Source organism: Nocardia sp. NBC_01377, assembly GCF_045040005.1.
In the GTDB taxonomy this organism is placed as follows: domain Bacteria; phylum Actinomycetota; class Actinomycetes; order Mycobacteriales; family Mycobacteriaceae; genus Nocardia; species Nocardia noduli.
Genome location: NZ_CP109566.1, coordinates 4,206,906 through 4,226,416, shown reverse-complemented (window position 1 = coordinate 4,226,416; position 19,511 = coordinate 4,206,906). Strand labels below are relative to the sequence as shown.

Genomic DNA, 19,511 nt, shown 5'->3' with positions numbered 1-19,511 from the left:
GACACACAGCTTGGAGGAACAGTGCGTATCGGAGTAATGATCGGGCCGGAGAAGGGTGACTCCGGGCGCAAGCTCGAGCGCATGCTCCGCGATATCGAGTGGGCCGAATCGGCGGGGATGGACACCGCGTGGATCCCGCAGATCCCCACCGATTTCGACGCCCTGATCACGATCGCCGCGATGGGTTTGAAAACCTCGCGTATCGAATTGGGTACCGCCGTGGTGCCGTTGCAGGCGCAGCATCCCATCGCGCTGGCCCGCCAAGCGTTGTCGGCGCAGGCCGCTGCCGGGGGCAGGTTGGCGCTCGGCGTCGGCCCGTCGCACCACTGGATCGTCAGCGATATGCTCGGCCTGCCCTACGACAAGCCCGCCGCCTACACCCGCGACTACCTCGAGGTGCTCAACGCGGGACTGCTCGGTTCGGGTTCGGTGGACGTGGAGAACGACACGTTCACGGTGCACAACCCCCTCGATCTCGGCCCGGTCGCCCCGGTGCCGGTGCTGATCGCCGCGCTGGGACCGGTGATGCTGCGCATCGCGGGCGAGCAGGCCGACGGCACCGTGCTGTGGATGGCCGACGAGCGCGCCATCGAGAGCCATATCGTCCCCAAGATCAGCAAGGCCGCCGCGGACGCGGGCAGGCCCGCGCCGCGCGTGGTCGCCGGACTTCCGGTCTGCCTGTGCGAACCCAACCGGGTCGACGAGGCGAAGGCGCGCGCCAATCGCATTCTCGCCGAGGCCGAGGTCTCGCCGAACTACCAGCGTCTGCTGGATCAGGGGTCGGCGCAGAACGTCGGAGATATGTGTATCGCCGGTGACGAGAAGCAGATCGAGGCCGGTCTGCGGCGCTACGCCGACGCGGGTGCGACGGATATGTCGATCCGGCTGTTGCCGATCGGTGAGACCCGCGACGAACTGGTGGCGTCCAAGCAGCGCACCAGGGAGATGATCGCGGCGCTTGCCCAGGAGCTGCGATGAGCGGTCCGAATTCCGGCCCGCTGGCCGGAATTCGGATACTCGAGGTCGGCACCATGCTCGCCGGTCCGTACGCGACGATGATGCTCGCCGATCTCGGGGCCGAGGTCACCAAGGTGGAGCCCGCGACCGGCGATATCTCACGACAGGTCAGCGACAGCTATTTCGCCAGCCTCAACCGTGGGAAGCGGAGCGTCCGTATCGAGATCGGCAGCGAGGCGGGCCGCGCCCGTCTCGGTGAACTGGTCGGGCAGTCGCACGCGCTGCTGGTGAATCTGAAGCCGTCGGCTATTCGGCGACTCGGCCTCACCTACGAGGCGCTGCGGCAGTACAACGAGAAGATCGTCTGCGTCGCGATCACCGGATACGGGCTCTACGGCGGCGACGATCCGGCGTTCGACTACATCGTCCAGGCCGCCGCGGGCATCGCGGCGCTCACCGGCGATCCGACGGGTCCGCCGACCCTGCCCGGCTACTCGTCGGCCGACAACTCGACCGGCCTGACCGCCGCGCTCGGCCTGCTGGCCCAGATCGTGTCCGGTCGGGGCGGGCAGGTGGATGTCTCGCTCTACGAGACGATGCTGTCGCAGTTGAACTACCACGCCGCCGCCTACCTCAACGACGGTAAGCGACCGGAGCGCCGCCCCCACGGCGCGCATTCGTATTACGTTCCGGCCCAGATCTTCCCGACGGCGCAGGGCTACCTCGCGCTGTTCGTGACCCACGACGGGTTCTGGAAGACCTTCGCCGCCGAGGCGGGCGTCGACGGGTTCGAACTGATGGCGGATCGCGCCGTGCGCCGCACCGAGGTGCTCGACGCGGTCACCACCGCGTTGGCCGCCGACACCGCGGTCGGCTGGGAAGCGCGCCTGCGCCCGTTGGGCATTCCCGCCGCCGCCGTGCGGGATCTGCCGGAGGCGTTGGATACCAGTCCGGACGCGGTGGTGACGGCGGGACAGTTCCGTCTGGTCGGCAATCCGATCCGGATCGACGGGTACGAGCCCGCGTACGGCCCGCCGCCTCGGCTCGGTGAGCACGACGACTGAGTCCGTGCGCGACGAAACCCTGGGGCGGCCCGTGATATTCACGGGCCGCCCCCTCGGTTCACTGGTCGTAGTCGACGGTGATCGATTCGCTGTCGGGCACCGCCTGGCAGGTCAGGACGTAGCCGTCGTCGACCTCGTCGTCGGTCAGGGCCTGGTTGGCGCGCATCGTCGCGTGGCCCGCGGTCACCTTGGCCATGCAGGTGGCGCAGTTGCCCGCCTCGCACGAGAACGGCGGGGTGAAACCGGCACGGCGGGCGCTCTCGAGCAGCGTCTCGCCCACCTTGCGCGGTACCGACTTCTTCTTGCGCTTGAGGGTGATATCGACATTGCCCAGTTCGACCGCGGCCTCGGTGGGCGACGGGCTCTGCACGGGCGCGGTCACGACGGTGTCAGGCGTCGCCTCCACGGTCTCGCCGGGAATCGGCGCGGCGGCGCCGAATCGCTCGCTGTGCACCAGACCCGGTCCCGGCAGCGCGAGTTCGATCATCTCCATGAACGCCTCGGGGCCGCAGATGTAACTGTCACCGTGGCCGTCGGCGCCGACGAAGGTCTTGATCGCCTCGGCGTCGAGGAAACCCGCCGTGGAATCCAGGTGTCTGATCACTTCCAGCCTGCCGGGGTACTTCTGGGCCAGCTCCCTCAGGGCTGTGTCGAAGATCACCGAATCCGCGTCGCGATCGGCGCACAACAACCGAACCGATCGGTTGGTCGTCGCCAGTGCGGATTTGGCCAGCGACAGGATCGGGGTGATACCGCTGCCGCCACTGAAACCCAGCAGTGGGACATCGGTCTCGCGCAGGCAGAACCGGCCCGCCGCCCTGGTCACCTCGACTTCGTCGCCCTCGGTGAGGTTGTCGTGCATCCAGTTCGACACCGCGCCGCCCGGCACCCGTTTGACCGTGGTCATCAGCTCACCATCGGTTTCGGGTGCGCTGGACATCGAATACGCGCGATACAGCTCGGTGCCGTCGACGGTGACCTTGAATGTGCAGAACTGCCCGGCTGTGTAGGAGATCGGCCCGTCGTGCGGCGCGAGCACGAACGTCCGGGCGTCGACGCTTTCCTTCACGATCCGGGTCACCGTCGCGCGCTGGAACAAAGAGGGTCTCGCCATGAGCCGCAGCCTCCTGGTATTAAGGTTCTAGTAGTAAGAGAATTATATTCTCACTCACGAGACGGGATCTCTCAAATGTCGCCAGGAAGCAAGTCGAGTGCGCTCGACTTCGAGGGGCGGTCCTACTCACGGGACGACCTCGACGACCTCGCGGCAGGTTTGGCGGACGAACTGGCCGCCGAGGGCGTGCGAACCGGTGATCGGGTGGCGCTCATGTCGTCCAACCGTCCCGAATTCGTGATCGCGGTGCTGGCGATCTGGCGACTCGGCGCGGCCGTCGTCCTGCTGAGTCCGGCCTGGAAACATGACGAGGTCGCGCACGCGCTCGCGGTGACCGGACCGACCCGCGCGGTCGGCGACAACCCGGTGCTCGGCGCGCTGCTGCCGATGCGTGATCTCGACCGCCCGATCTCCCCGCGTGCCGCCGACGCCGCGCCGCCCGATCCCGCCGCCGACGCGGTGCTGGTGTTCAGTTCCGGCACCACGGGGCTGCCGAAGGCGGTCCGCCACACCCACGCTTCGCTGGCCTTCGGGGTGCGGCAGTGGATCGAGGTGCTCGGACTCACCGGCGCGGACCGCATCCAGATCGCCACCCCGCCCTCCCATATCCTCGGGCTGCTCAATATAGTGACCGCGCTCCAGGCGGGCGCGTGGATGCGGCTGCACCGCCGCTTCGACCTGGACACCATGCTCGGGTGCATCCAGAACGACCGGATCACCATCGAGATGGCCGTCGCGCCGATCGCCCTCGCCATCGCGTCACATTCGAAACTCGAAACTTTCGATTTGAGTTCGCTGCGTTACATCATGTGGGGCGCCACCCCGGTCACCGCCGCCGTCGCCGAACAGGTCACCGCGCGCACGGGGGTGCGCTGGCTACCCGCCTACGGTGCGAGCGAATTACCCGTGATCGCCTGCAATCCGCTCGACGGCGCACGCCTGGACACCGTCGGCAAGGCCGCGCCGGGGGTACGCGTGCGCGTGGTGTCACTCGACTCCGGCGAGGTTCTCGCGTCCGGGCGGACGGGTGAGATCCAGTGCCGCGCGGATTCGGTGATGGCGGGGTATCTGCCCGCCGAGGCGACCGCGAGCGCGTTCGACGACGGCTGGTACCGCACCGGCGATGTCGGCCACGTCGACGACGACGGCTGGATCAGGCTGACCGACCGGGCCAAGGAGATGATCAAGGTCCGCGGATTCCAGGTCGCCCCCGCCGAGATCGAGGCCGTCCTGCACGGCCATCCGCTCGTGCGCGACTGTGCCGTGTTCGGCGTCCCCGCCGAGGACGGCGAATCCGTCGTCGCCGCGGTAGCGGTTGTGGACACCGCCGCGGTAGCGGGCGCCGACACCCTCACCGAAGACGAATTGATCGACCTGGTCGGCGCGCGACTGGCCACCTACAAGCGGCCGCGCCGGGTCGTCTTCGTCCCCGAAATTCCCCGCCTGCCGTCCGGCAAGGTGTTGCGTCGAGTCCTGAAGGAGCGCTATGGACGTCCGTCTGACCAGTGAACAGCGGCAACTGCGCGATGCCGCAGCCAAATTGGCCGATGATCTAGGTCCTGGATCGGTCGCCGAACTCGATGACGAGAAACGCCGCGCGCGGCTCGAGCGGGCGGTCGATGTCGCCGGCTGGCGAGCCCTGCGCACCGACGGCGCCTCCGGCGTCGAAGTCGCCATCGTGGCCGAGGAATTCGGTCGTCGTCTGATCGACGTCGCGTTCCTCGGCCCGGTGCTGGCCGACGATCTGTACGGCAAACCCGCCGAGGACGGCGACGCCTGGACCGTCGCCGTCGGTGAGCGCGCGATCGACGCGCGCGATCGCGGCCGGGCGCTGTTCGTCGAGGACAACAGCCTTTTCGCGATCTCGGTCGGCGACGCCGCCCCCGGCGCGGATCTCACCCGGCGCAAGGCGCACCTGACCGGTGACCGCGAACATATCGGTGAGCTGTCGGCCGATCAGGTCATCCAGTGGCAGGCCCTCGCCGTCACGGTGACGACGGCGGACCTGCTCGGCGTCGCCCGCGGCGCACAGGATCTGGCGGTCGAATACGCCAAGATGCGTGAGCAGTACGGCAAGACGATCGGGTCCTACCAGGCCGTCGCGCATCTGCTCGCCGAGAGCCAGGCCCTGATCGAGGGCTCGGTCAGCGTGCTGCGCCACGCGGCATGGGCCGTGGACGAATTGACCCCCGCCGAGGCATTGCGCGCCGCGCGGATCGCCAAGCTCTACACCGCTCGTGCCGCGCGCACCATCTGTGAGACCTCGATCCAGGTGCACGGCGGCATCGGCAACACCTGGGAATGTCTCGCGCACGTCTACCTGCGTCGCGCGCTGACCTCGACCGAACTGTTCCCCGTACGTCTGGAGGAGATCGACCTTGGACTTTCGTGATTCACCGCAGGAGACCGAATTCCGCACGCGACTGCGGAACTGGCTCGCCGAGATTGCCGGGACCTTCCCGACCTCGGGTGACGAATACTGGGCCAAACAGGGCGAGTGGCACCGCGCGCTGTACGAGGCGGGATTCTTCGGGACCTCGTGGCCCGAGGAATTCGGCGGCCAGAACCTGCCGCCCGTCTTCGACGTCATCGTCGACGAGGAACTCGCGGTCGCGGGCGCGCCGCCACGGCCCAGCCTCGGATATCTGGTCCAGGGACTCGGCAGGCACGGCAGCAAGGAATTGCAGCAGCGCTTCCTGCCCGGACTGATCAACGGCACCGAACGCTGGTGCCAGGGCTTCTCCGAGCCGGGCGCCGGTTCGGACCTGGCGTCGTTGTCGACCACCGCGACCCGCGACGGCGACAACTACATCATCCACGGTCACAAGATCTGGACCAGCTACTCCGATGTCGCCGACTGGTGTCTGCTGCTGGCACGGACCGACTCGACCGTGGCACGCCACAAAGGCATCTCGGCCTTCCTCATCTCCATGCATCAGCCTGGCATCGAACAGCGTCCGCTCAAGATGATCAGCGGTGTCACAAAGGAATTCGGCCAGGTCCTCTTCGACGGCGCGGTCGTGCCGGCCGACCAGATGGTCGGCGAGCCGGGCGACGGCTGGAAGATGGCGATGACCGTCGTCGGCCACGAACGTGAGCCCTCCACCCTCGGTTTCGCGGCGCGCTACGGAAAACTGGTGCGCCAGATGGCGGCTCGCGTCGACGGCAGGAATCCCGACGAACTGGCCTGGGCCGCGGTCGAGGTGGAGATGTTGCGTCTGCACGTGCGCCGTCGGCTGTCCGAACAGCTCGACGGTGTGGTCCACGGGCCCGACGGCTCGCTCGACAAATTGCTGATGACCTGGGTCGATCAAGCGGTGGGGCACGCGGCGCTTGCCGTCGGCGGCACCGACGACACCGAACTGATGGGCAGCTACTTCTACAGCCGGGCACAGAGCGTCATGGGCGGCACCTCGCAGATCCAGAAGAACATCATCGCCTCGCGCATTCTCGGACTAGGAGTTTGACCATGTACGACATGCCCGACGAGATCCAGGTCGAGGCCGACGGCCCGCTGCGGATCATCACCCTGAACCGGCCCGACGCGCTCAACGCGGTCAACGACGACCTGCACGCGGGTCTGGCCAGGCTCTGGCCCCGGCTCAGCCGCGACCGTGACGCGCAGGTCGCGGTGCTGACCGGCGCGGGCAAGGCCTTCTCGGCCGGTGGCGATTTCGCCTACCTCGCCGAACTGGGCAGCGACGCGGATCTGCGCGCCAAGACCATCTCCGACGGCCGCGACATCGTCCTCGGGATGACGCGCTGCCGGGTGCCCGTCATCGCCGCGGTCAACGGCCCGGCGGTGGGGCTCGGATGCAGTCTGGTCGCGCTCAGCGATGTGGCCTACATCGCCGAGACCGCGTACCTGAAGGATCCGCACGTCCAGGTGGGACTGGTGGCCGCCGACGGCGGTCCGCTGACCTGGCCGTTGCACACGAGTCTGCTGCTGGCCAAGGAATACGCGCTGACCGGTGCGAAGATCCCGGCCGAGCGGGCGCGCGAGATGGGTCTGGTCAACCATGTGGTCGCCGATCCGCTCAACGAAGCCCTCGCCTGCGCCAAGCGCATCCTCGAACTGCCGCGTCAAGCCGTCGAGAGCACCAAGCGGCTGATGAACGTGCATCTGGAGCGCGCGGTCCTGGCGACGCTGGATTACGCGCTGGCCGCGGAGGAAGCCTCCTTCCAGACCGAGGAATTCCACGCGGTGATCGCGGGTCTCACCAAGCGCGGCTGATTGTCGGTCGGCGTGCCGCACCGTATGGCGCGCCGACCGGGTCGTGGCGAGCACCACGAACGCCGCGACAACGAAAATCCCCCGGAAGCTACCGGGGGATTTTCACGTGCTATCGGTGAGCCGTGCGCTCGGCCTGAGCGGACATTCTCGCTCGCGAGATGCGGGATTCCGCTGCTTTGTGGGGATATCGACCGCTCAGGCCGTTGTCAGCGGGCCGCGATGAGATGTTCGGAACGCTGTACGGTTCCGGTGATCCCGTCGGCGTTCTGGGCCGCGAGCAGGACGGCCGCGTCGGCCATCGCCTCGGGCGGCTCGACCATTTCCGGTGGAATCTCGCGTCCGCCGCTGCCTGCCTGCCAGCCTTCGGTCAGAACGACCCTGGTCGGGCTCAGGCAGTTGACGGCGATATTGTCGCCACGCAGGTCCGAGGCCAAGCCGAGGTACATTCGCTCGACCGCGGCTTTGGAGATCCAGTAGGCGTTCGAGCCCCGGTCGATCATGTCGACGCCGGTGGTGGTGATCGCGATGAGTGAACCGCCGCCGCGAGCCCGCAGATGCGGAATCACCGCCTTGGTCACCAGGAAGACTCCGGTCAGATTCACATCCAGGCACAGCTGCCAGCGTTTGAGCGGCGTCTTCTCGATCGGCGCCAGCCACATCACACCCGCGTTGGCCACGAGGATGTCGATGCCGCCGAACTCGGCGACGGTCGCGGCGATCGCGGATTCGACGGATTCCTCGTTCGTGACATCGCACGGCACGGGTAGCGCTCGGCCGCCCGCCGCGGTGATGCGTTGCGCGACAGCGTGAATCGTTCCGGGCAGCGCGCCTTCCTGTTCGGAACGCGCGGCGACGGCGACCGAGGCGCCCGCCGCGGCGAGTCCTTCGGCCACGGCCGCGCCGATACCGCGGCTCGCGCCCGCCACGAAGGCGACCTTGCCGGTCAGGTCGCCTGTCGCGGGTAGAACTGTGTCACTCATTTCGGCGGGAAACGCAGCGCGCCGTCGAGACGGATGACCTCGCCGTTGAGGTAGTCGTTGTCGATGATCGACAGCGCCAGCTTGGCGTACTCGTCGGAACGGCCCATACGCTTGGGGAAGGGGACCTGCGGACCCCAGTAGCCCTCGAGCTGGTCAGCCGCCTTGCCGTATGCGGGGGTGTTCACGGTGCCGGGGGCGATGCTCACCACGCGGATACCCGCGGGGGACAGGTCGCGCGCGGCCACCAGGGTCATACCGACCACGCCACCCTTGGCGGCGGCGTAGGGGAGCTGACCGATCTGGCCCTCGAACGCGGCGATCGAGGCGGTGTTGATGATCACACCGCGGGCGCCTTCCTCCAGCGGCTCGGTCTTGGCGATCGCGGCCGCCGACAGACGCAGGATGTTGAACACCGCGGTGAGGTAGAACTCGATGGTGGTACGGAAACCATCGAGAGCCAGCGGGGAGCCGTCCTTGCCGATCAGCCTGCCGCCCGAGGCGGGACCGCCGTGGGTGTCGACCGAGATCCGCAGCGGGCCGAGGGCTTCGGCCTCGGCGATGGCCGCGAGCACCGAATCCTCGTCGGTGGCGTCGGTGTGTACGTAGGTGATGCCGAGCTCGTTCGCGAGTTCTTTGCCCTTGTCGTCGGCCACGTCGGCGACGACGACCTTCGCGCCCGCCGCGTGCAGTCGACGGACGGTCGCCTCGCCGAGACCGCCGGTTCCACCGACGACGAGCGCTGAGCTTCCACTTATCTGCATGTCATAATCCTATCTTGCAACTGTCACTCTCGTACTGAGAAAATAGCATTCTCGCGACTCTCGGCATGATTGCCGAAAAGCTCTCGAACCGCAATCTCGTCCGTTCGTAAATGGAGGCCAACCAATGCCTGAAGCCGTCATCGTGTCCGCGCTGCGGACCCCCATCGGCACCGCGCGCAAGGGCACCCTGCGCGACACCAACGCCTTCGATCTCGCCAAGCACGTCGTCAGTGCCGCCGCCGAAGGTCTCGATGCCGACCGCATCGACGATGTGATCCTGGGCGAGGGACGCTACGGTGGCGGCGTGCTCGCCCGCCACGCGGCCGTGACCTCGGGTCTGACCTCCGCGCCCGGCCTGGCCCAGAACCGCCACTGCGCGGCCGGAATGGCCGCCGTGCAGAGCGCGGCCGCCGGAATCCGCGCGGGCATGGACGAACTGATCATCGCCGGCGGCGTGAACTCCGATTCCACCGCGCCCCGGGTCCGGTTCCGGGTCGGCGAGGACTCCTGGATCGACCCGTGGGTCTCGCCCAGCCACCCCGATCGCCCCGACGCCCCGGCGATGGACATGTCCATCACCGTCGGCTGGAACGCCGCGGTCAAGGCCGGGATCACCCGTGCAGACCTCGACGCGTGGGCGCTGCGCTCGCACCGCAATGCCATCGCCGCCATCGACGAGGGCCGTTTCAAGGAAGAGATCGTCCCGATCGACACCCCGCACGGTCTGTTCGACACCGACGAGCACCCGCGTCGCGACACCAGCCTGGAGAAGCTGGGCTCGCTGAAGGTGCTGCACCCGGAGATCGAGGGCTTCTCGATCACCGCGGGCAACTCCTCGGGCGCCAACGACGGCGCGGCCGCACTGGCCATCGCCAGCGACGCGCTCGGCCTGCCCGCCCTCGGCTACATCCGCTCGTGGGCCTCGGTCGGCGTCGACCCCGCCATCACCGGCCTCGCGCCCATCGAGGCGATCAACAAGGCCGTCGAGCGGGCAGGGATCTCGCTGTCGGAAGTGAAGCTCATCGAGATCAACGAGGCGTTCGCCTCCGTCCCGATCGCGGCCATCCGGGCGCTGGACCTGGACCCGGACTCGGTCAACTTCAGCGGCAGCGGCTGCTCGCTCGGACACCCCGTCGCCGCCACCGGTGCGCGGATGATCGTCACCCTGGTGCACGAACTGCGTCGTCGCGGTGGCGGTTTCGGCATCGCGGCGCTGTGCGCGGGCGGCGGCATGGGTTCGGCCACCGTGATCGAGGTCCCCGCCCCGTGATCGGGCCGGACACGCACTGGCAGGACACCGTGGACACGACGGTTCGGAGCGGGCGGTGATCGCGGAGACCGCGACCATCGCCGAACTGCTCGATCAGGCGAGGTCGGGCTCGGCACGGGCCACGGGCAGGCTGCTCAGCCTGGTCGAGGGCGAGCGTCGCGACGAGGTGCAGGCGGCGCTCGGGACCGGCACGATCCGGGTCATCGGGGTGACCGGTCCGCCCGGGGCGGGTAAGTCGACGACGATCGCGGCGCTGGTCGCCGCGTACCGGTCGCGCGGACTGCGGGTCGCGGTACTGGCCGTCGACCCGTCCTCGCCCTACAGCGGCGGTGCGCTGCTGGGGGACCGGATCCGGATGGCCAGGCATATCAACGACGCCGACGTGCTGATCCGTTCGCTGGCCACCCGCGGGCATCTCGGTGGGCTGTCCGCCGCGGTGCCCGCGGCCCTGCGGCTACTCGCGGAATTGAAATACGACGTCGTCATGCTGGAGACGGTCGGCGTCGGGCAATCCGAGATCGAGATCGCGGCCGTCGCCGATCCCACCCTGGTGATCCTGAATCCCGGTGCGGGCGACGCGGTTCAGGCCGCCAAGGCCGGGCTGCTGGAAGTGGCCGACCTGCTGGTGGTGAACAAGGCCGACCGGGAGGGCGCCGAGCGCACCGTGCGCGACCTGCGCGCGGAATCCGATGTCCCGATCCTCACCCTGATCGCCTCGCGCGACGAGCGGATCGAGGAACTGGTCGAGGCGATCGATGCCCACCATCGGGCCGATACCCCCGCGCGGCGTGCCGCCCGTGCCCGTGCCCAGATCCTCTCGCTGGCGCAGTCGTTGATGCGTTCACATCCGGAACTGGATCGACTGGCCGAGGCGGTCGCCTCGGGCGATCGCGATGCCTACGCCGCCGCCGCGGCACTGCTGACTTCGCGGGAGTGAGTCGGCGCGATCACGGCCTCGCCCGCGGGAGAACTAGCCGCGGGCGAAGCCGTGAGCGCAGAAGTTCCAGACCTCGGACGCGGTGATCGTGTGCTGCGTGTCGTCCTCGGACACCCCGGCCGACTGCGCGGTGAACATGACCGTCTGCATGACCATGGCGGCCATGCGGCGCGAGTTGATGTCGGGGGGAACCTGTTTCGCCTCTTTGGCGAGTTCCATCAGTTCGGAGAACAGCGCGAGCATCGGCGCGTGCGCGATCTTCACCTGGCTGGGATGGGTGACCAGCAGCTGCGGCGCGAAATCGGTGAACAGCGGACGCTGCGCGGCGGGATCGGGACGGCACAACTCGAACAGCAGTTCGACAGTCACCTGGAGCTTGTCCAGCGGGTCGGTGGGGCCGTCCGCGGCGGCGCGCAACTGTTCGGCGATACGGCTCAGCGCGTCCTCGAAGAGGGCGAGCAGCAGTTCGTGTTTGCCATCGAATTGCAGGTAGAAGCTGCGCAGCGATTGCCGGGAGCGATCGACGACCTCCTGTACCGTGAAGTCCGTCGTGCCCTTCTCGGTGATGATCGCCTGCGCGGCGTCGAGGAAGCGCTGAACGCGTTCCTCGGCACGTAATTTCGCACTGCGTAGGGAGCGCTCCACCGCGCGCTGTTTCCATGCGGGCTTCTCACTCAGGCTTGTCACCGGCGCCTCGGCCCTGGGTCGTCTGAAGAGAACATGGATGCACTGTACCGGAAATGCCAAAATTTTCGGGTTCCGTCGATTACGGTCCTCCTTATTGGAGACTATCCTTTCCAGTAGTGAGAATGTTATTCTCGCATCCGATCAGGCATCGACGCTGGCAAGGAGGCAAGCCGGATGTTCGTGGCGTACGGCTCCGACCGACCGCCGGGGCGCACTCACGGCGCCGGTCGTGGCCCGGATATCCAGCGCGCCATCGTGGCCGGGCGTGTGCCCGGTCATCCACGGAGTTGAGGAGTCGTCTTGTACATTCGCTACGAGGTGGCGGACAAGATCGCCACCATTTCGCTCGACCGGGCCGACGCGGCCAACGCGCAGAACAGTGAACTGCTCGACGAACTCGATGCCGCCTGGACACGCGCCGCCGACGACGACGATGTCGCGGTCATCGTGCTGCGTGCCGAAGGCAAGCACTTCTCGGCGGGGCACGATCTGCGGGCGGGTTCGAAGGCGGATTGGGGCAAGATCACCCTCGAGCGGATCTACACCAACGAGGCCCGCCGCTATCTCGAGTACTCGCTGCGCTGGCGCAATGTCCCCAAACCGTCCATCGCCTCCGTGCAGGGCCGCTGCATCGCGGGCGGGCTGCTGCTGGTCTGGCCGTGTGATCTCATCGTCGCCGCCGACGACGCCCAGTTCTCCGACCCGGTCGTGCTCATGGGCATCGGCGGCGTCGAATACCACGGTCACACCTGGGAACTCGGGGCGCGCAAGGCCAAGGAGATCCTGTTCACCGGGCGACCGGTGACCGCCGAGGAGGCCGCGCAGGTCGGCATGGTCAACACCGTCGTCCCGCGCGCCGAACTCGATGAGCAGACCAGGGCGCTGGCCACCAGGATCGCGGCCATGCCGCGGTTCGGACTGCGCCAGGCCAAACGCGCGGTCAATCAGACCCTGGATGTGCAGGGGTTCTACGCTGCCATCCAGTCCGTATTCGATGTGCACCAGACGGGTCACGGAAATGCCCTCAGCGAGAACGGTTTACCGATTCTGGTGCAGCTGGAAGACATGAAGGCGAATATCGAATAATTCTCCCCAATGTTTACGGCATCGCTTACAGTTTTTCCGAGTCGCTGGTGACCCGCGTAGCGACCGGTACGCCGGTATCGACAACATCGAGTCGGCCGCCGGTATCGCCGAGCAGGCGTAACCGGTGATGAAGCACAGATCGCGCCGCACCCATCTATACGACGCGATCGTGCACACAATAAATGTTCGGCGAATCGGGGCACCGAGGCCGTTCAGCAATTCCCTTTCCTGAGACGAGGATTTCTCATGCGCATTTCTTTCCCCCGCACTGCCGCGGTGTGTAGTGGTCTCGCGCTCGTCGCGGCCGTCGCCCTGACCGGCTGCAGCTCCGATGACGAATCGACCAGCTCGACCTCGACGTCCGCTTCGGCGGGTAGTGCCGCGAGCTCGGCCGCCGCCGCGCCCGGCGCCGCCGATGCCGAGACCACCAAGGCGATCACCGACGCCTACACCGTCTTCTTCAACGCCGCCGCGCCGGTCGATCAGCGCATCGCGTCGGTCGAGAAGGGCGAGATCTTCGCGCCGGTCCTGCAGGCGCAGGCCGCCGACCCGGCCAAGGGTGGCACCACCGCCACCGTTTCGGCCGTCAAGACGGTCGACGCGACCAACGCCAAGGTCACCTACACGCTGCTCATGGGCGGCAACCCGGTGCTGCCGAACCAGGGTGGCGAGGCCGTGAAGATCGACGGCAAGTGGAAGGTCGGCGCCACCACCTTCTGCGCGCTGATGGCCCTTCAGGGTGGCACTTCGCCCGCCTGCTGATTCCAGCAGCCTGCCGATGAGCCGGTAGAAACACCGAATGGCCCGGTCCCGACACAGAGTCGGGGACCGGGCCATTCGGTGTTCGAGGTGCTACTTCAGTAGTTGTGGAGAAGAACGCCGAGCGGACAGCTCAGAGCTGAGCCAGTCGCGGCGCCGAACCCGCGGCGCGGATGAGCGCACCCGCCTCGCGGGTGAGTTCCCTTGCGCTGCCGAGCAGTCCGTCCAGCACCAGGGTGCGGCGGACATGCCGGGACAGATCGTGTTCCGCGGTGAAACCGATACCGCCGAGCACCTGCTGGCAGTGCCTGGACGCGGTGAGCGCGGCGTGGCCCGCCGCGGCCTTCGCCAGCAGCGCGCCGAGTTCGCCGTCGGCGTTGTTCAGGGCGGCTTCGGCCCCTTCCAACGCGACGAGGGTTTCGGCGAGCCGATGCCGCACCGCCTGGAAGGACGCCAGCGGACGGCCGAACTGGGTGCGCTCGACGGCATGGCGCCTGGCGAGGGCGAGCATGGTGTGGCCCGTGCCGAGCAACCACCAGCCCAGCGCCCGCCTGCCCTCGGCCAGGGCCTCGGCGGGAAGCGCCGTCCCTTCCGTGAGCGTGCGCAGCGCGAGTTCCTCGTCGACCGCGCCGCCCGTGGTGCCGGTGCTGTCCCAGATCACGAAGGTGCCGCCCGCGAACGGCAGCGTCACCGGATCGGTTCCGGTCCATCCGGCGGCCCTGCGGACCACGTCGTTGAGTACCGAGGCGTGCGCCCCGGTCTCACCCAGCAGCCGGAACACCAGTGGTACGGCCAGATCCGGCAGATCGTCGAGCAGATCCGGCCAGCCCAGTTCGGCGAGCGCGGTGTCGAGCTCGTGACCACTGGCCGAGGTCAGGGTTTTGCGCAGTGTGTCGGTGAGCAGTTCGAGTTCGGCCCGATCGGCACCGGAATCGGCCACGGTCATTCCTTCCCCAGGTCCAGCAATCGCCGGGCGATGATATTGCGCTGGATCTCGGCGGTTCCGCCGTAGATCGTGGCCGCCCGCGAGTAGAGAAATTCGGTGCGCCAGGGCGATTCGCCGAATTCCACCTCGCCGGGGAGCAGATCGCGCGCGGTGTCGAACAGACGCTGTTCGGCGGTCGCGAGCAGCACCTTGTCGATCGAGGTCTCCGCGCCGAGCCGTTCGCCCGCGGCCAATCGCCGCTGGGTTCCCAGGGATCGGCACCGCACGGTGTGCAGGGCGAGGTAGGCCGCGCCGAGTTCGGCGTCGTCGGCGATGGTCGTCTGCTCGATCACCTGGTCGAGGCGGGTGAGCAGATAGGCGATCCGATGCCAGAAGCACGTGGAACGTTCGTAGGGCAGCAGATCCATCGCCACCCGCCAGCCGTCGCCCGGTTTACCGAGCATGCGATCGGCGGGCACGACGACGTCGTCGAAGAACACCTCGGCGAATTCGTCGACGCCGTGCATGGTGCGCAGCGGACGGACGGTGATGCCGGGGGAGTCCATGTCGACGAAGAAGGCGGTGATGCCGTCGTGGCCGGGACCGGTGCGGGTGAGCAGCACACAGCGGGCGGCGTACTGGGCCAGGCTGGTCCACACCTTCTGACCGCTCACCACCCATTCGTCACCGCGCTGGGTCGCCTTGGTGGACAAGGAGGCCAGATCGCTGCCGGAACCTGGTTCGGAGAAACCCTGGCACCACTGTTCGCGGCCGGAGAGCAGCAGCGGCACCATCTCGGCCGCCAATTCCGGTCGCGCGTAGGAGATCATCGTCGGCGCGAGCACCTCGATCATCGAGTAGATGCCGGGTTCGGCCAGATCGCGGGTGGCGACCTCCTCGCCGAGGATCGCGCGCAGCGCGGCGGGTCCACCGAGGCCGGTCACCTCGGCGGGCCAGCCGTAGCGCATCCAGTCGGCGTCGTAGAGCGCACGACGGACCCGCATCAACTGCTCGACCTGTCCGTCGAGCGAGTGATCCGGGCCCGGAGTCAGATCGTTGTCTTCGAGCCACGCGCGCAGACCGTCGCGGAATGCGGCGATCTGCGCGTGCGGGTCGGTGTCTACCGCCGTCATGCCTTGGAACGCTCGAAGGCGTGCGGGATTCCGGAGTCGTGATCGCCGTTGCGGCGGATGAAGGTCATCCGCCGCGTCTTGATCCGCCAGCCGTCCTCGGTGCGGACGATGTGGTCGGTGTAGTACCCGATCCGCATGTCGTGGGTGCTGTTGTCGATGAAGCACAGCGGCTGGGTGCCCGCCGCGGTGTCGCCATCGATGTCGAGAACCGGTGTGCCCGTGAGGAACAGGCCCTTGGGCGCGGCGGCGACCAGCTCCGGGAACAGGTCAAGGGTGTAGGTGTCGCCGAACGCGCTGTAGGTGCCGTCCGGGGTGAACACCTTCACCACCCCGTCGATATCGCCCTGCGTGATGTACACGGCGTATCGGGCCAGCAACTGCTGGATATCCAGCAGGTCGTCATTTCTGGACATAGATCTTTCCGCCTTTCATCACGAATCGCACGTCCCTGGTGACGGTGATGTCGTGCACGGGATCGCCGGGGACGGCGATGATGTCGGCCAGTTGCCCCGCGGCCAGCCTGCCGCGGTCGGTGACCCCGATCAGTTCGGCGCCGTTGATCGTCGCCGCCCGCAGCACGTCGATCGCGGGCAGACCGCGTTCGACGAGCGCGACCAGTTCGTCGGCGTTGCGGCCGTGCGGGATCGCGGGCGCGTCGGTGCCGACCGCGATCTTGACCCCCGCCTTGTAGGCGGCCAGCACCGAGGTGCGGGCCTTGGGGAACATCAACGCGGCTTTGGCCTGCAGTTCGGGCTCGGCCTCGGACACGTCCATGGCGTCGGCGAGGCGGGTGGTCGGCACCAGCCAGGTGCGGTTCTCGACCATCAGGTCGATCGCCTCGTCGTCGATGAGGAAGCCGTGCTCGATGCAGTCGATACCCGCGGCGACCGCGTGCTTGACCGCTTCGGCGCCGTGGGTGTGCGCCGCGACCTTGAGTCCGCGCCGATGCGCCTCGTCGACGATCGCGAGCAGTTCCTCGTCCGAATAATGCTGTGCGCCGGGCTCGCCCGTCAGGGACATGACGCCACCGGACACGCAGATCTTGATCAGCTGCGCGCCGTGCTTGATCTGGTACCGCACCGCCTTGCGCACCTCGTCCACACCGTTGGCGATTCCCTCTTCGAGGGTCAGGTGCAGTACGTCGGGCGCGAAGGCGGCGAACATCGTCGGATCGAGATGACCGCCGGTCGGGGTGATCGCGTGTCCGGCGGGCACGATCCGCGGGCCGTCGATCCAGCCCGAATTGATCGCCTTGCCCAACGCCACGTCGAGCAGATAACCGCCGGTCTTGACGAACAGCCCGAGGTTGCGGACGGTGGTGAAACCCGCACGCAGCGTGCGACGGGCATTGCCCACCGCGCGCAGCATGCGCAGTGCCGGGTCGTCCTTGACACTGGAGGCCAGGCCGGTTTCGCCCCGGCCTCCCATCAGGAGGTTGACCTCCATGTCCATCAGGCCCGGCATCAGGACGACGTCGCCCAGATCGATGACCTCACCGGATTCGACCTCACCCGACACGGCTGTGTCGGCACCGCCGACACCGACGATCCGATCGTCCTCGATCCGAATGATTCCGGGTCGGACGATGGTGCCGGTGTCGACGTCGAGCAGTCCGGCGGCTTTCAGTGTCAGCGCCGTCATGGGTCAGACCACAGGCTCGTGGACCAACGCCACGTAGGCCGCGCCGGAGTCGGGCACCCGGGCCTGGCTCCAGCATTCGATCGGGAACGACACCATCACGACCGACTGCAACAGGTGGAACAGGTTGCGAGCCTCGTCGGGCAGATCGTTGATGTCGAACTTGTCGCAGTAGTCGAGCGCGGCGTCGAGGTGCTCCATGCCGACGTCGTAGAGGTCCTGCATCTCCTCCATCGACGAGGCGAGGCGCTTGGTGTAGCGCTCGGGCTCGGTCGGCAGGATCCAGGCGGAGAACCGGGAGAGGGCGGCGAATTCTTCGGGCAGCTGCTTGGTCACGGTCGCGGCCTCAGTTGTTGACGTTGTCATTGCGGTATTCCTCCACGATTCGCTGGACGGTGGTGTGCAGGTGGCGCAGCAGCACTTCCTGGTCGTTGAGCGGGAAGTCGCTGATCTCGCGGGTGGCGAGCATGGTCTGGGTGGCCTCGAGGGTGTTCGCGTCCTGCAGCGCGTACTCCTTGAAGGTCACGGCGGCCAGTTCCTGGGCCAGCCGCTCACGGGCGGTCTTGGCGGGAACGAAGTAGAGGTTGGCCTCGAAGATATGCTTGTTCACCGCGGTCGGCCAGTAGTGGTAGGTCAGGTACCAGCCCGGCGCCCAGAACAGCAGCGACATATTCGGGAAGATCTCGAACTCGTCGATGCCCCACGCGCGGTGGCGGGCCGGGTTGATGCCCTCGGGCAGCGGGTCCAGGCCCTCGATATCGGGGCGATCCCACGGACCGAAAAGGCCGCTGCGCAGTTTGCGCTCGATCGGCTTGACCATGTTCGGGTCCTTCGGCGGGGCCATGCCGCCCCACGAGGAGACCATCGAATGCGGCGCCTCGATCTGGTAGTGCAGCGCCTCGAAGCCGACGTCGAGCAGCTTGCTGGCCTCGTCCCTGACCGCCTGCTTCTGGTGCAGGATCGGCGCGTGGTAGAACTCGGCGAAGGCGTCGATGAACAGCTTCCAGTTGCTGCCGATCTCGGCCTTGTAGCTGTAGACCTCGGTCATCTCGTGGAACGGGTAACCCTCGGTGCCCTTGATCAGCGGGCCGAGGAACTCGGTCAGCGGCTTGGCGTTGACGTCGAGGTTGATGAAGATGAACCCCTCCCACACCTCGCAGCGGATGGTCTTGAGGCCGTACTTGCTCTTGTCCAGGTCGAAGAATTCCTTCTCCTGCTGCACGAAGGCCAGATCACCGTTGAGTTCGTAGCGCCACGCGTGGTACTTGCAGGTGAACTGACGGCAGGAGCCCGAGGTCTCCTCGTTCGGGAAGTCGTCCCAGACCAGCTTGTTACCGCGGTGACGGCAGATGTTGTGGAAGGCGTGGATCTCGCCGTCGCGGTCCTTGTTGATCACGACCGAGGAGCCGATGCAGGGCAGTTCCTTGGTGAAGTAGCTGCCGACGCGGGGGAGCTGCTCGACCCGGCCGACGTTCAGCCAGTTCCGGCGGAAGATCGCGTGGCGCTCGTCCTCGTAGAAGGCGGGGTCGACCGAGTCGGTGTAGTCCACCGGCCCCGTGCCGAGCTCGGGATAGTTCTGCGTCCAGCTTCCCGCAGCCGGCTTGCTGAATTTTGCCAAGGGATTACCTTTCCTGGTCCGGCGGATCGCCGAAGGGGTTGACTGCCATGACCGGTGGGCGGTCCGGTCAAGACCTGAGGCGGGCCACGTGGCGACAGCCCGAAACCGAGCTGTCCCCCCCGTGGTCCTGCACATTGCTGCTCTCCGTTAAGAGAATAGCATTCTCAAAATCTGTCATCAGATTTTCATGCCGCCGGGCTGCTGTCAATCAGCGGGGTAGAAGTCACGTCACCGGCGGAGGGCTCCCGGCGGGCTGGGGGCGGCCGGACCAGGGGTGCAGGTGTGACTCTCCGAAAAACAGATATTGATTATCCAAATCTGAGAAGATAGTTTCCCTGGAGCGGACGG

The 19,511-nt window shown here is 67.3% G+C and carries 20 protein-coding genes; 10 read left to right on the top strand and 10 right to left on the bottom strand.

Annotated elements, in window-relative coordinates; translation table 11 throughout:
• Positions 1-21 precede the first annotated feature (21 nt).
• Both OG225_RS19535 and OG225_RS19530 read left to right on the top strand, forming a co-directional pair.
• Positions 22-978, top strand: coding sequence for an LLM class F420-dependent oxidoreductase (locus tag OG225_RS19535; protein ID WP_405182977.1), 957 nt, complete (start codon positions 22-24; stop codon positions 976-978).
• Positions 975-2,021: a CaiB/BaiF CoA transferase family protein gene (locus OG225_RS19530; RefSeq protein ID WP_405182976.1), complete on the top strand. Its 1,047-nt coding sequence runs from the start codon at positions 975-977 to the stop codon at positions 2,019-2,021. Before OG225_RS19535 ends, OG225_RS19530 begins: the two co-directional genes overlap by 4 nt.
• A 58-nt stretch (positions 2,022-2,079) precedes the next feature.
• On the opposite strand, the gene OG225_RS19525 is transcribed toward OG225_RS19530, so the two are convergent.
• Positions 2,080-3,135, bottom strand: a complete 1,056-nt coding sequence (locus OG225_RS19525; RefSeq protein ID WP_405182975.1) for a 2Fe-2S iron-sulfur cluster-binding protein — start codon at positions 3,133-3,135, stop codon at positions 2,080-2,082.
• A gap of 75 nt (positions 3,136-3,210) precedes the next feature.
• Here OG225_RS19525 and OG225_RS19520 point away from each other — a divergent pair, with 75 nt between their 5' ends.
• The 4 genes from OG225_RS19520 to OG225_RS19505 are packed head-to-tail and all read left to right on the top strand — an operon-like array spanning position 3,211 to position 7,369.
• A complete protein-coding gene (locus OG225_RS19520) occupies positions 3,211-4,644 on the top strand; it encodes a class I adenylate-forming enzyme family protein (RefSeq protein WP_405182974.1) in 1,434 nt (477 codons plus the stop codon).
• Positions 4,622-5,527 carry an acyl-CoA dehydrogenase family protein gene (locus OG225_RS19515; protein ID WP_405182973.1) on the top strand — a complete coding sequence of 302 codons (906 nt, stop codon included), beginning with the start codon at positions 4,622-4,624 and terminating at the stop codon, positions 5,525-5,527. Before OG225_RS19520 ends, OG225_RS19515 begins: the two co-directional genes overlap by 23 nt.
• On the top strand, positions 5,514-6,602 hold the full coding sequence (locus tag OG225_RS19510; protein ID WP_405182972.1) for an acyl-CoA dehydrogenase family protein: 1,089 nt from the start codon (positions 5,514-5,516) through the stop codon (positions 6,600-6,602). The genes OG225_RS19515 and OG225_RS19510 overlap by 14 nt, the downstream gene beginning before the upstream one ends.
• Before the next feature lie 2 nt (positions 6,603-6,604).
• Positions 6,605-7,369: an enoyl-CoA hydratase/isomerase family protein gene (locus tag OG225_RS19505; RefSeq protein ID WP_405182971.1), complete on the top strand. Its 765-nt coding sequence runs from the start codon at positions 6,605-6,607 to the stop codon at positions 7,367-7,369.
• A gap of 206 nt (positions 7,370-7,575) precedes the next feature.
• On the opposite strand, the gene OG225_RS19500 is transcribed toward OG225_RS19505, so the two are convergent.
• Both OG225_RS19500 and OG225_RS19495 read right to left on the bottom strand, forming a co-directional pair.
• Positions 7,576-8,349, bottom strand: a complete 774-nt coding sequence (locus tag OG225_RS19500) for an SDR family NAD(P)-dependent oxidoreductase (RefSeq protein ID WP_405182970.1) — start codon at positions 8,347-8,349, stop codon at positions 7,576-7,578.
• The gene (locus OG225_RS19495; RefSeq protein WP_109530472.1) at positions 8,346-9,110 is read right to left on the bottom strand and encodes an SDR family NAD(P)-dependent oxidoreductase; all 765 of its coding nucleotides are present in this window, start codon (positions 9,108-9,110) and stop codon (positions 8,346-8,348) included. Before OG225_RS19495 ends, OG225_RS19500 begins: the two co-directional genes overlap by 4 nt.
• A gap of 124 nt (positions 9,111-9,234) precedes the next feature.
• Here OG225_RS19495 and OG225_RS19490 point away from each other — a divergent pair, with 124 nt between their 5' ends.
• Together OG225_RS19490 and OG225_RS19485 are read left to right on the top strand one after the other, a co-directional pair.
• The gene (locus OG225_RS19490) at positions 9,235-10,380 is read left to right on the top strand and encodes a thiolase family protein (protein ID WP_405182969.1); all 1,146 of its coding nucleotides are present in this window, start codon (positions 9,235-9,237) and stop codon (positions 10,378-10,380) included.
• A 55-nt stretch (positions 10,381-10,435) separates the two neighbouring features.
• Positions 10,436-11,317 carry an ArgK/MeaB family GTPase gene (locus OG225_RS19485; RefSeq protein WP_405182968.1) on the top strand — a complete coding sequence of 294 codons (882 nt, stop codon included), beginning with the start codon at positions 10,436-10,438 and terminating at the stop codon, positions 11,315-11,317.
• A 33-nt stretch (positions 11,318-11,350) separates the two neighbouring features.
• On the opposite strand, the gene OG225_RS19480 is transcribed toward OG225_RS19485, so the two are convergent.
• On the bottom strand, positions 11,351-12,004 hold the full coding sequence (locus OG225_RS19480; RefSeq protein ID WP_109530623.1) for a TetR/AcrR family transcriptional regulator: 654 nt from the start codon (positions 12,002-12,004) through the stop codon (positions 11,351-11,353).
• Between the two features lie 300 nt (positions 12,005-12,304).
• Between OG225_RS19480 and OG225_RS19475 the strand changes: the two genes are divergently transcribed.
• Positions 12,305-13,090: an enoyl-CoA hydratase gene (locus OG225_RS19475; protein WP_109530470.1), complete on the top strand. Its 786-nt coding sequence runs from the start codon at positions 12,305-12,307 to the stop codon at positions 13,088-13,090.
• Between the two features lie 246 nt (positions 13,091-13,336).
• Positions 13,337-13,852, top strand: a complete 516-nt coding sequence (locus tag OG225_RS19470; protein WP_405182967.1) for a hypothetical protein — start codon at positions 13,337-13,339, stop codon at positions 13,850-13,852.
• 130 nt (positions 13,853-13,982) lie between these two features.
• On the opposite strand, the gene OG225_RS19465 is transcribed toward OG225_RS19470, so the two are convergent.
• Genes OG225_RS19465 through OG225_RS19440 form a run of 6 tightly spaced genes read right to left on the bottom strand, consistent with a single transcriptional unit; the run spans position 13,983 to position 19,163 of the window.
• A complete protein-coding gene (locus OG225_RS19465; RefSeq protein WP_405182966.1) occupies positions 13,983-14,795 on the bottom strand; it encodes an acyl-CoA dehydrogenase family protein in 813 nt (270 codons plus the stop codon).
• Positions 14,792-15,907 (bottom strand): acyl-CoA dehydrogenase family protein, encoded by a 1,116-nt coding sequence (locus OG225_RS19460; RefSeq protein ID WP_405182965.1) that lies wholly within the window; start codon positions 15,905-15,907, stop codon positions 14,792-14,794. Before OG225_RS19460 ends, OG225_RS19465 begins: the two co-directional genes overlap by 4 nt.
• Positions 15,904-16,320 (bottom strand): nuclear transport factor 2 family protein, encoded by a 417-nt coding sequence (locus OG225_RS19455; RefSeq protein WP_216909529.1) that lies wholly within the window; start codon positions 16,318-16,320, stop codon positions 15,904-15,906. The genes OG225_RS19460 and OG225_RS19455 overlap by 4 nt, the downstream gene beginning before the upstream one ends.
• Positions 16,307-17,548 (bottom strand): amidohydrolase family protein, encoded by a 1,242-nt coding sequence (locus OG225_RS19450; protein WP_405182964.1) that lies wholly within the window; start codon positions 17,546-17,548, stop codon positions 16,307-16,309. The genes OG225_RS19455 and OG225_RS19450 overlap by 14 nt, the downstream gene beginning before the upstream one ends.
• Positions 17,549-17,551: 3 nt before the next feature.
• Positions 17,552-17,911: a hypothetical protein gene (locus tag OG225_RS19445; RefSeq protein ID WP_109530464.1), complete on the bottom strand. Its 360-nt coding sequence runs from the start codon at positions 17,909-17,911 to the stop codon at positions 17,552-17,554.
• Complete coding sequence (locus OG225_RS19440) at positions 17,892-19,163, bottom strand: aromatic ring-hydroxylating dioxygenase subunit alpha (RefSeq protein ID WP_405182963.1); 1,272 nt, start codon at positions 19,161-19,163, stop codon at positions 17,892-17,894. The genes OG225_RS19445 and OG225_RS19440 overlap by 20 nt, the downstream gene beginning before the upstream one ends.
• Positions 19,164-19,511: the final 348 nt, after the last annotated feature.

What these genes read in the sequence shown, in the direction of transcription:
- OG225_RS19530 (WP_405182976.1), top strand. Translation starts at nt 975, where the DNA reads ATGAGCGGTCCGAATTCCGGCCCGCTGGCCGGAATTCGGATACTCGAG.
- OG225_RS19525 (WP_405182975.1), bottom strand. Translation starts at nt 3,135, where the DNA reads ATGGCGAGACCCTCTTTGTTCCAGCGCGCGACGGTGACCCGGATCGTG.
- OG225_RS19520 (WP_405182974.1), top strand. Translation starts at nt 3,211, where the DNA reads ATGTCGCCAGGAAGCAAGTCGAGTGCGCTCGACTTCGAGGGGCGGTCC.
- OG225_RS19515 (WP_405182973.1), top strand. Translation starts at nt 4,622, where the DNA reads ATGGACGTCCGTCTGACCAGTGAACAGCGGCAACTGCGCGATGCCGCA.
- OG225_RS19505 (WP_405182971.1), top strand. Translation starts at nt 6,605, where the DNA reads ATGTACGACATGCCCGACGAGATCCAGGTCGAGGCCGACGGCCCGCTG.
- OG225_RS19500 (WP_405182970.1), bottom strand. Translation starts at nt 8,349, where the DNA reads ATGAGTGACACAGTTCTACCCGCGACAGGCGACCTGACCGGCAAGGTC.
- OG225_RS19495 (WP_109530472.1), bottom strand. Translation starts at nt 9,110, where the DNA reads ATGCAGATAAGTGGAAGCTCAGCGCTCGTCGTCGGTGGAACCGGCGGT.
- OG225_RS19490 (WP_405182969.1), top strand. Translation starts at nt 9,235, where the DNA reads ATGCCTGAAGCCGTCATCGTGTCCGCGCTGCGGACCCCCATCGGCACC.
- OG225_RS19470 (WP_405182967.1), top strand. Translation starts at nt 13,337, where the DNA reads ATGCGCATTTCTTTCCCCCGCACTGCCGCGGTGTGTAGTGGTCTCGCG.
- OG225_RS19465 (WP_405182966.1), bottom strand. Translation starts at nt 14,795, where the DNA reads ATGACCGTGGCCGATTCCGGTGCCGATCGGGCCGAACTCGAACTGCTC.
- OG225_RS19460 (WP_405182965.1), bottom strand. Translation starts at nt 15,907, where the DNA reads ATGACGGCGGTAGACACCGACCCGCACGCGCAGATCGCCGCATTCCGC.
- OG225_RS19455 (WP_216909529.1), bottom strand. Translation starts at nt 16,320, where the DNA reads ATGTCCAGAAATGACGACCTGCTGGATATCCAGCAGTTGCTGGCCCGA.
- OG225_RS19450 (WP_405182964.1), bottom strand. Translation starts at nt 17,548, where the DNA reads ATGACGGCGCTGACACTGAAAGCCGCCGGACTGCTCGACGTCGACACC.
- OG225_RS19445 (WP_109530464.1), bottom strand. Translation starts at nt 17,911, where the DNA reads ATGACAACGTCAACAACTGAGGCCGCGACCGTGACCAAGCAGCTGCCC.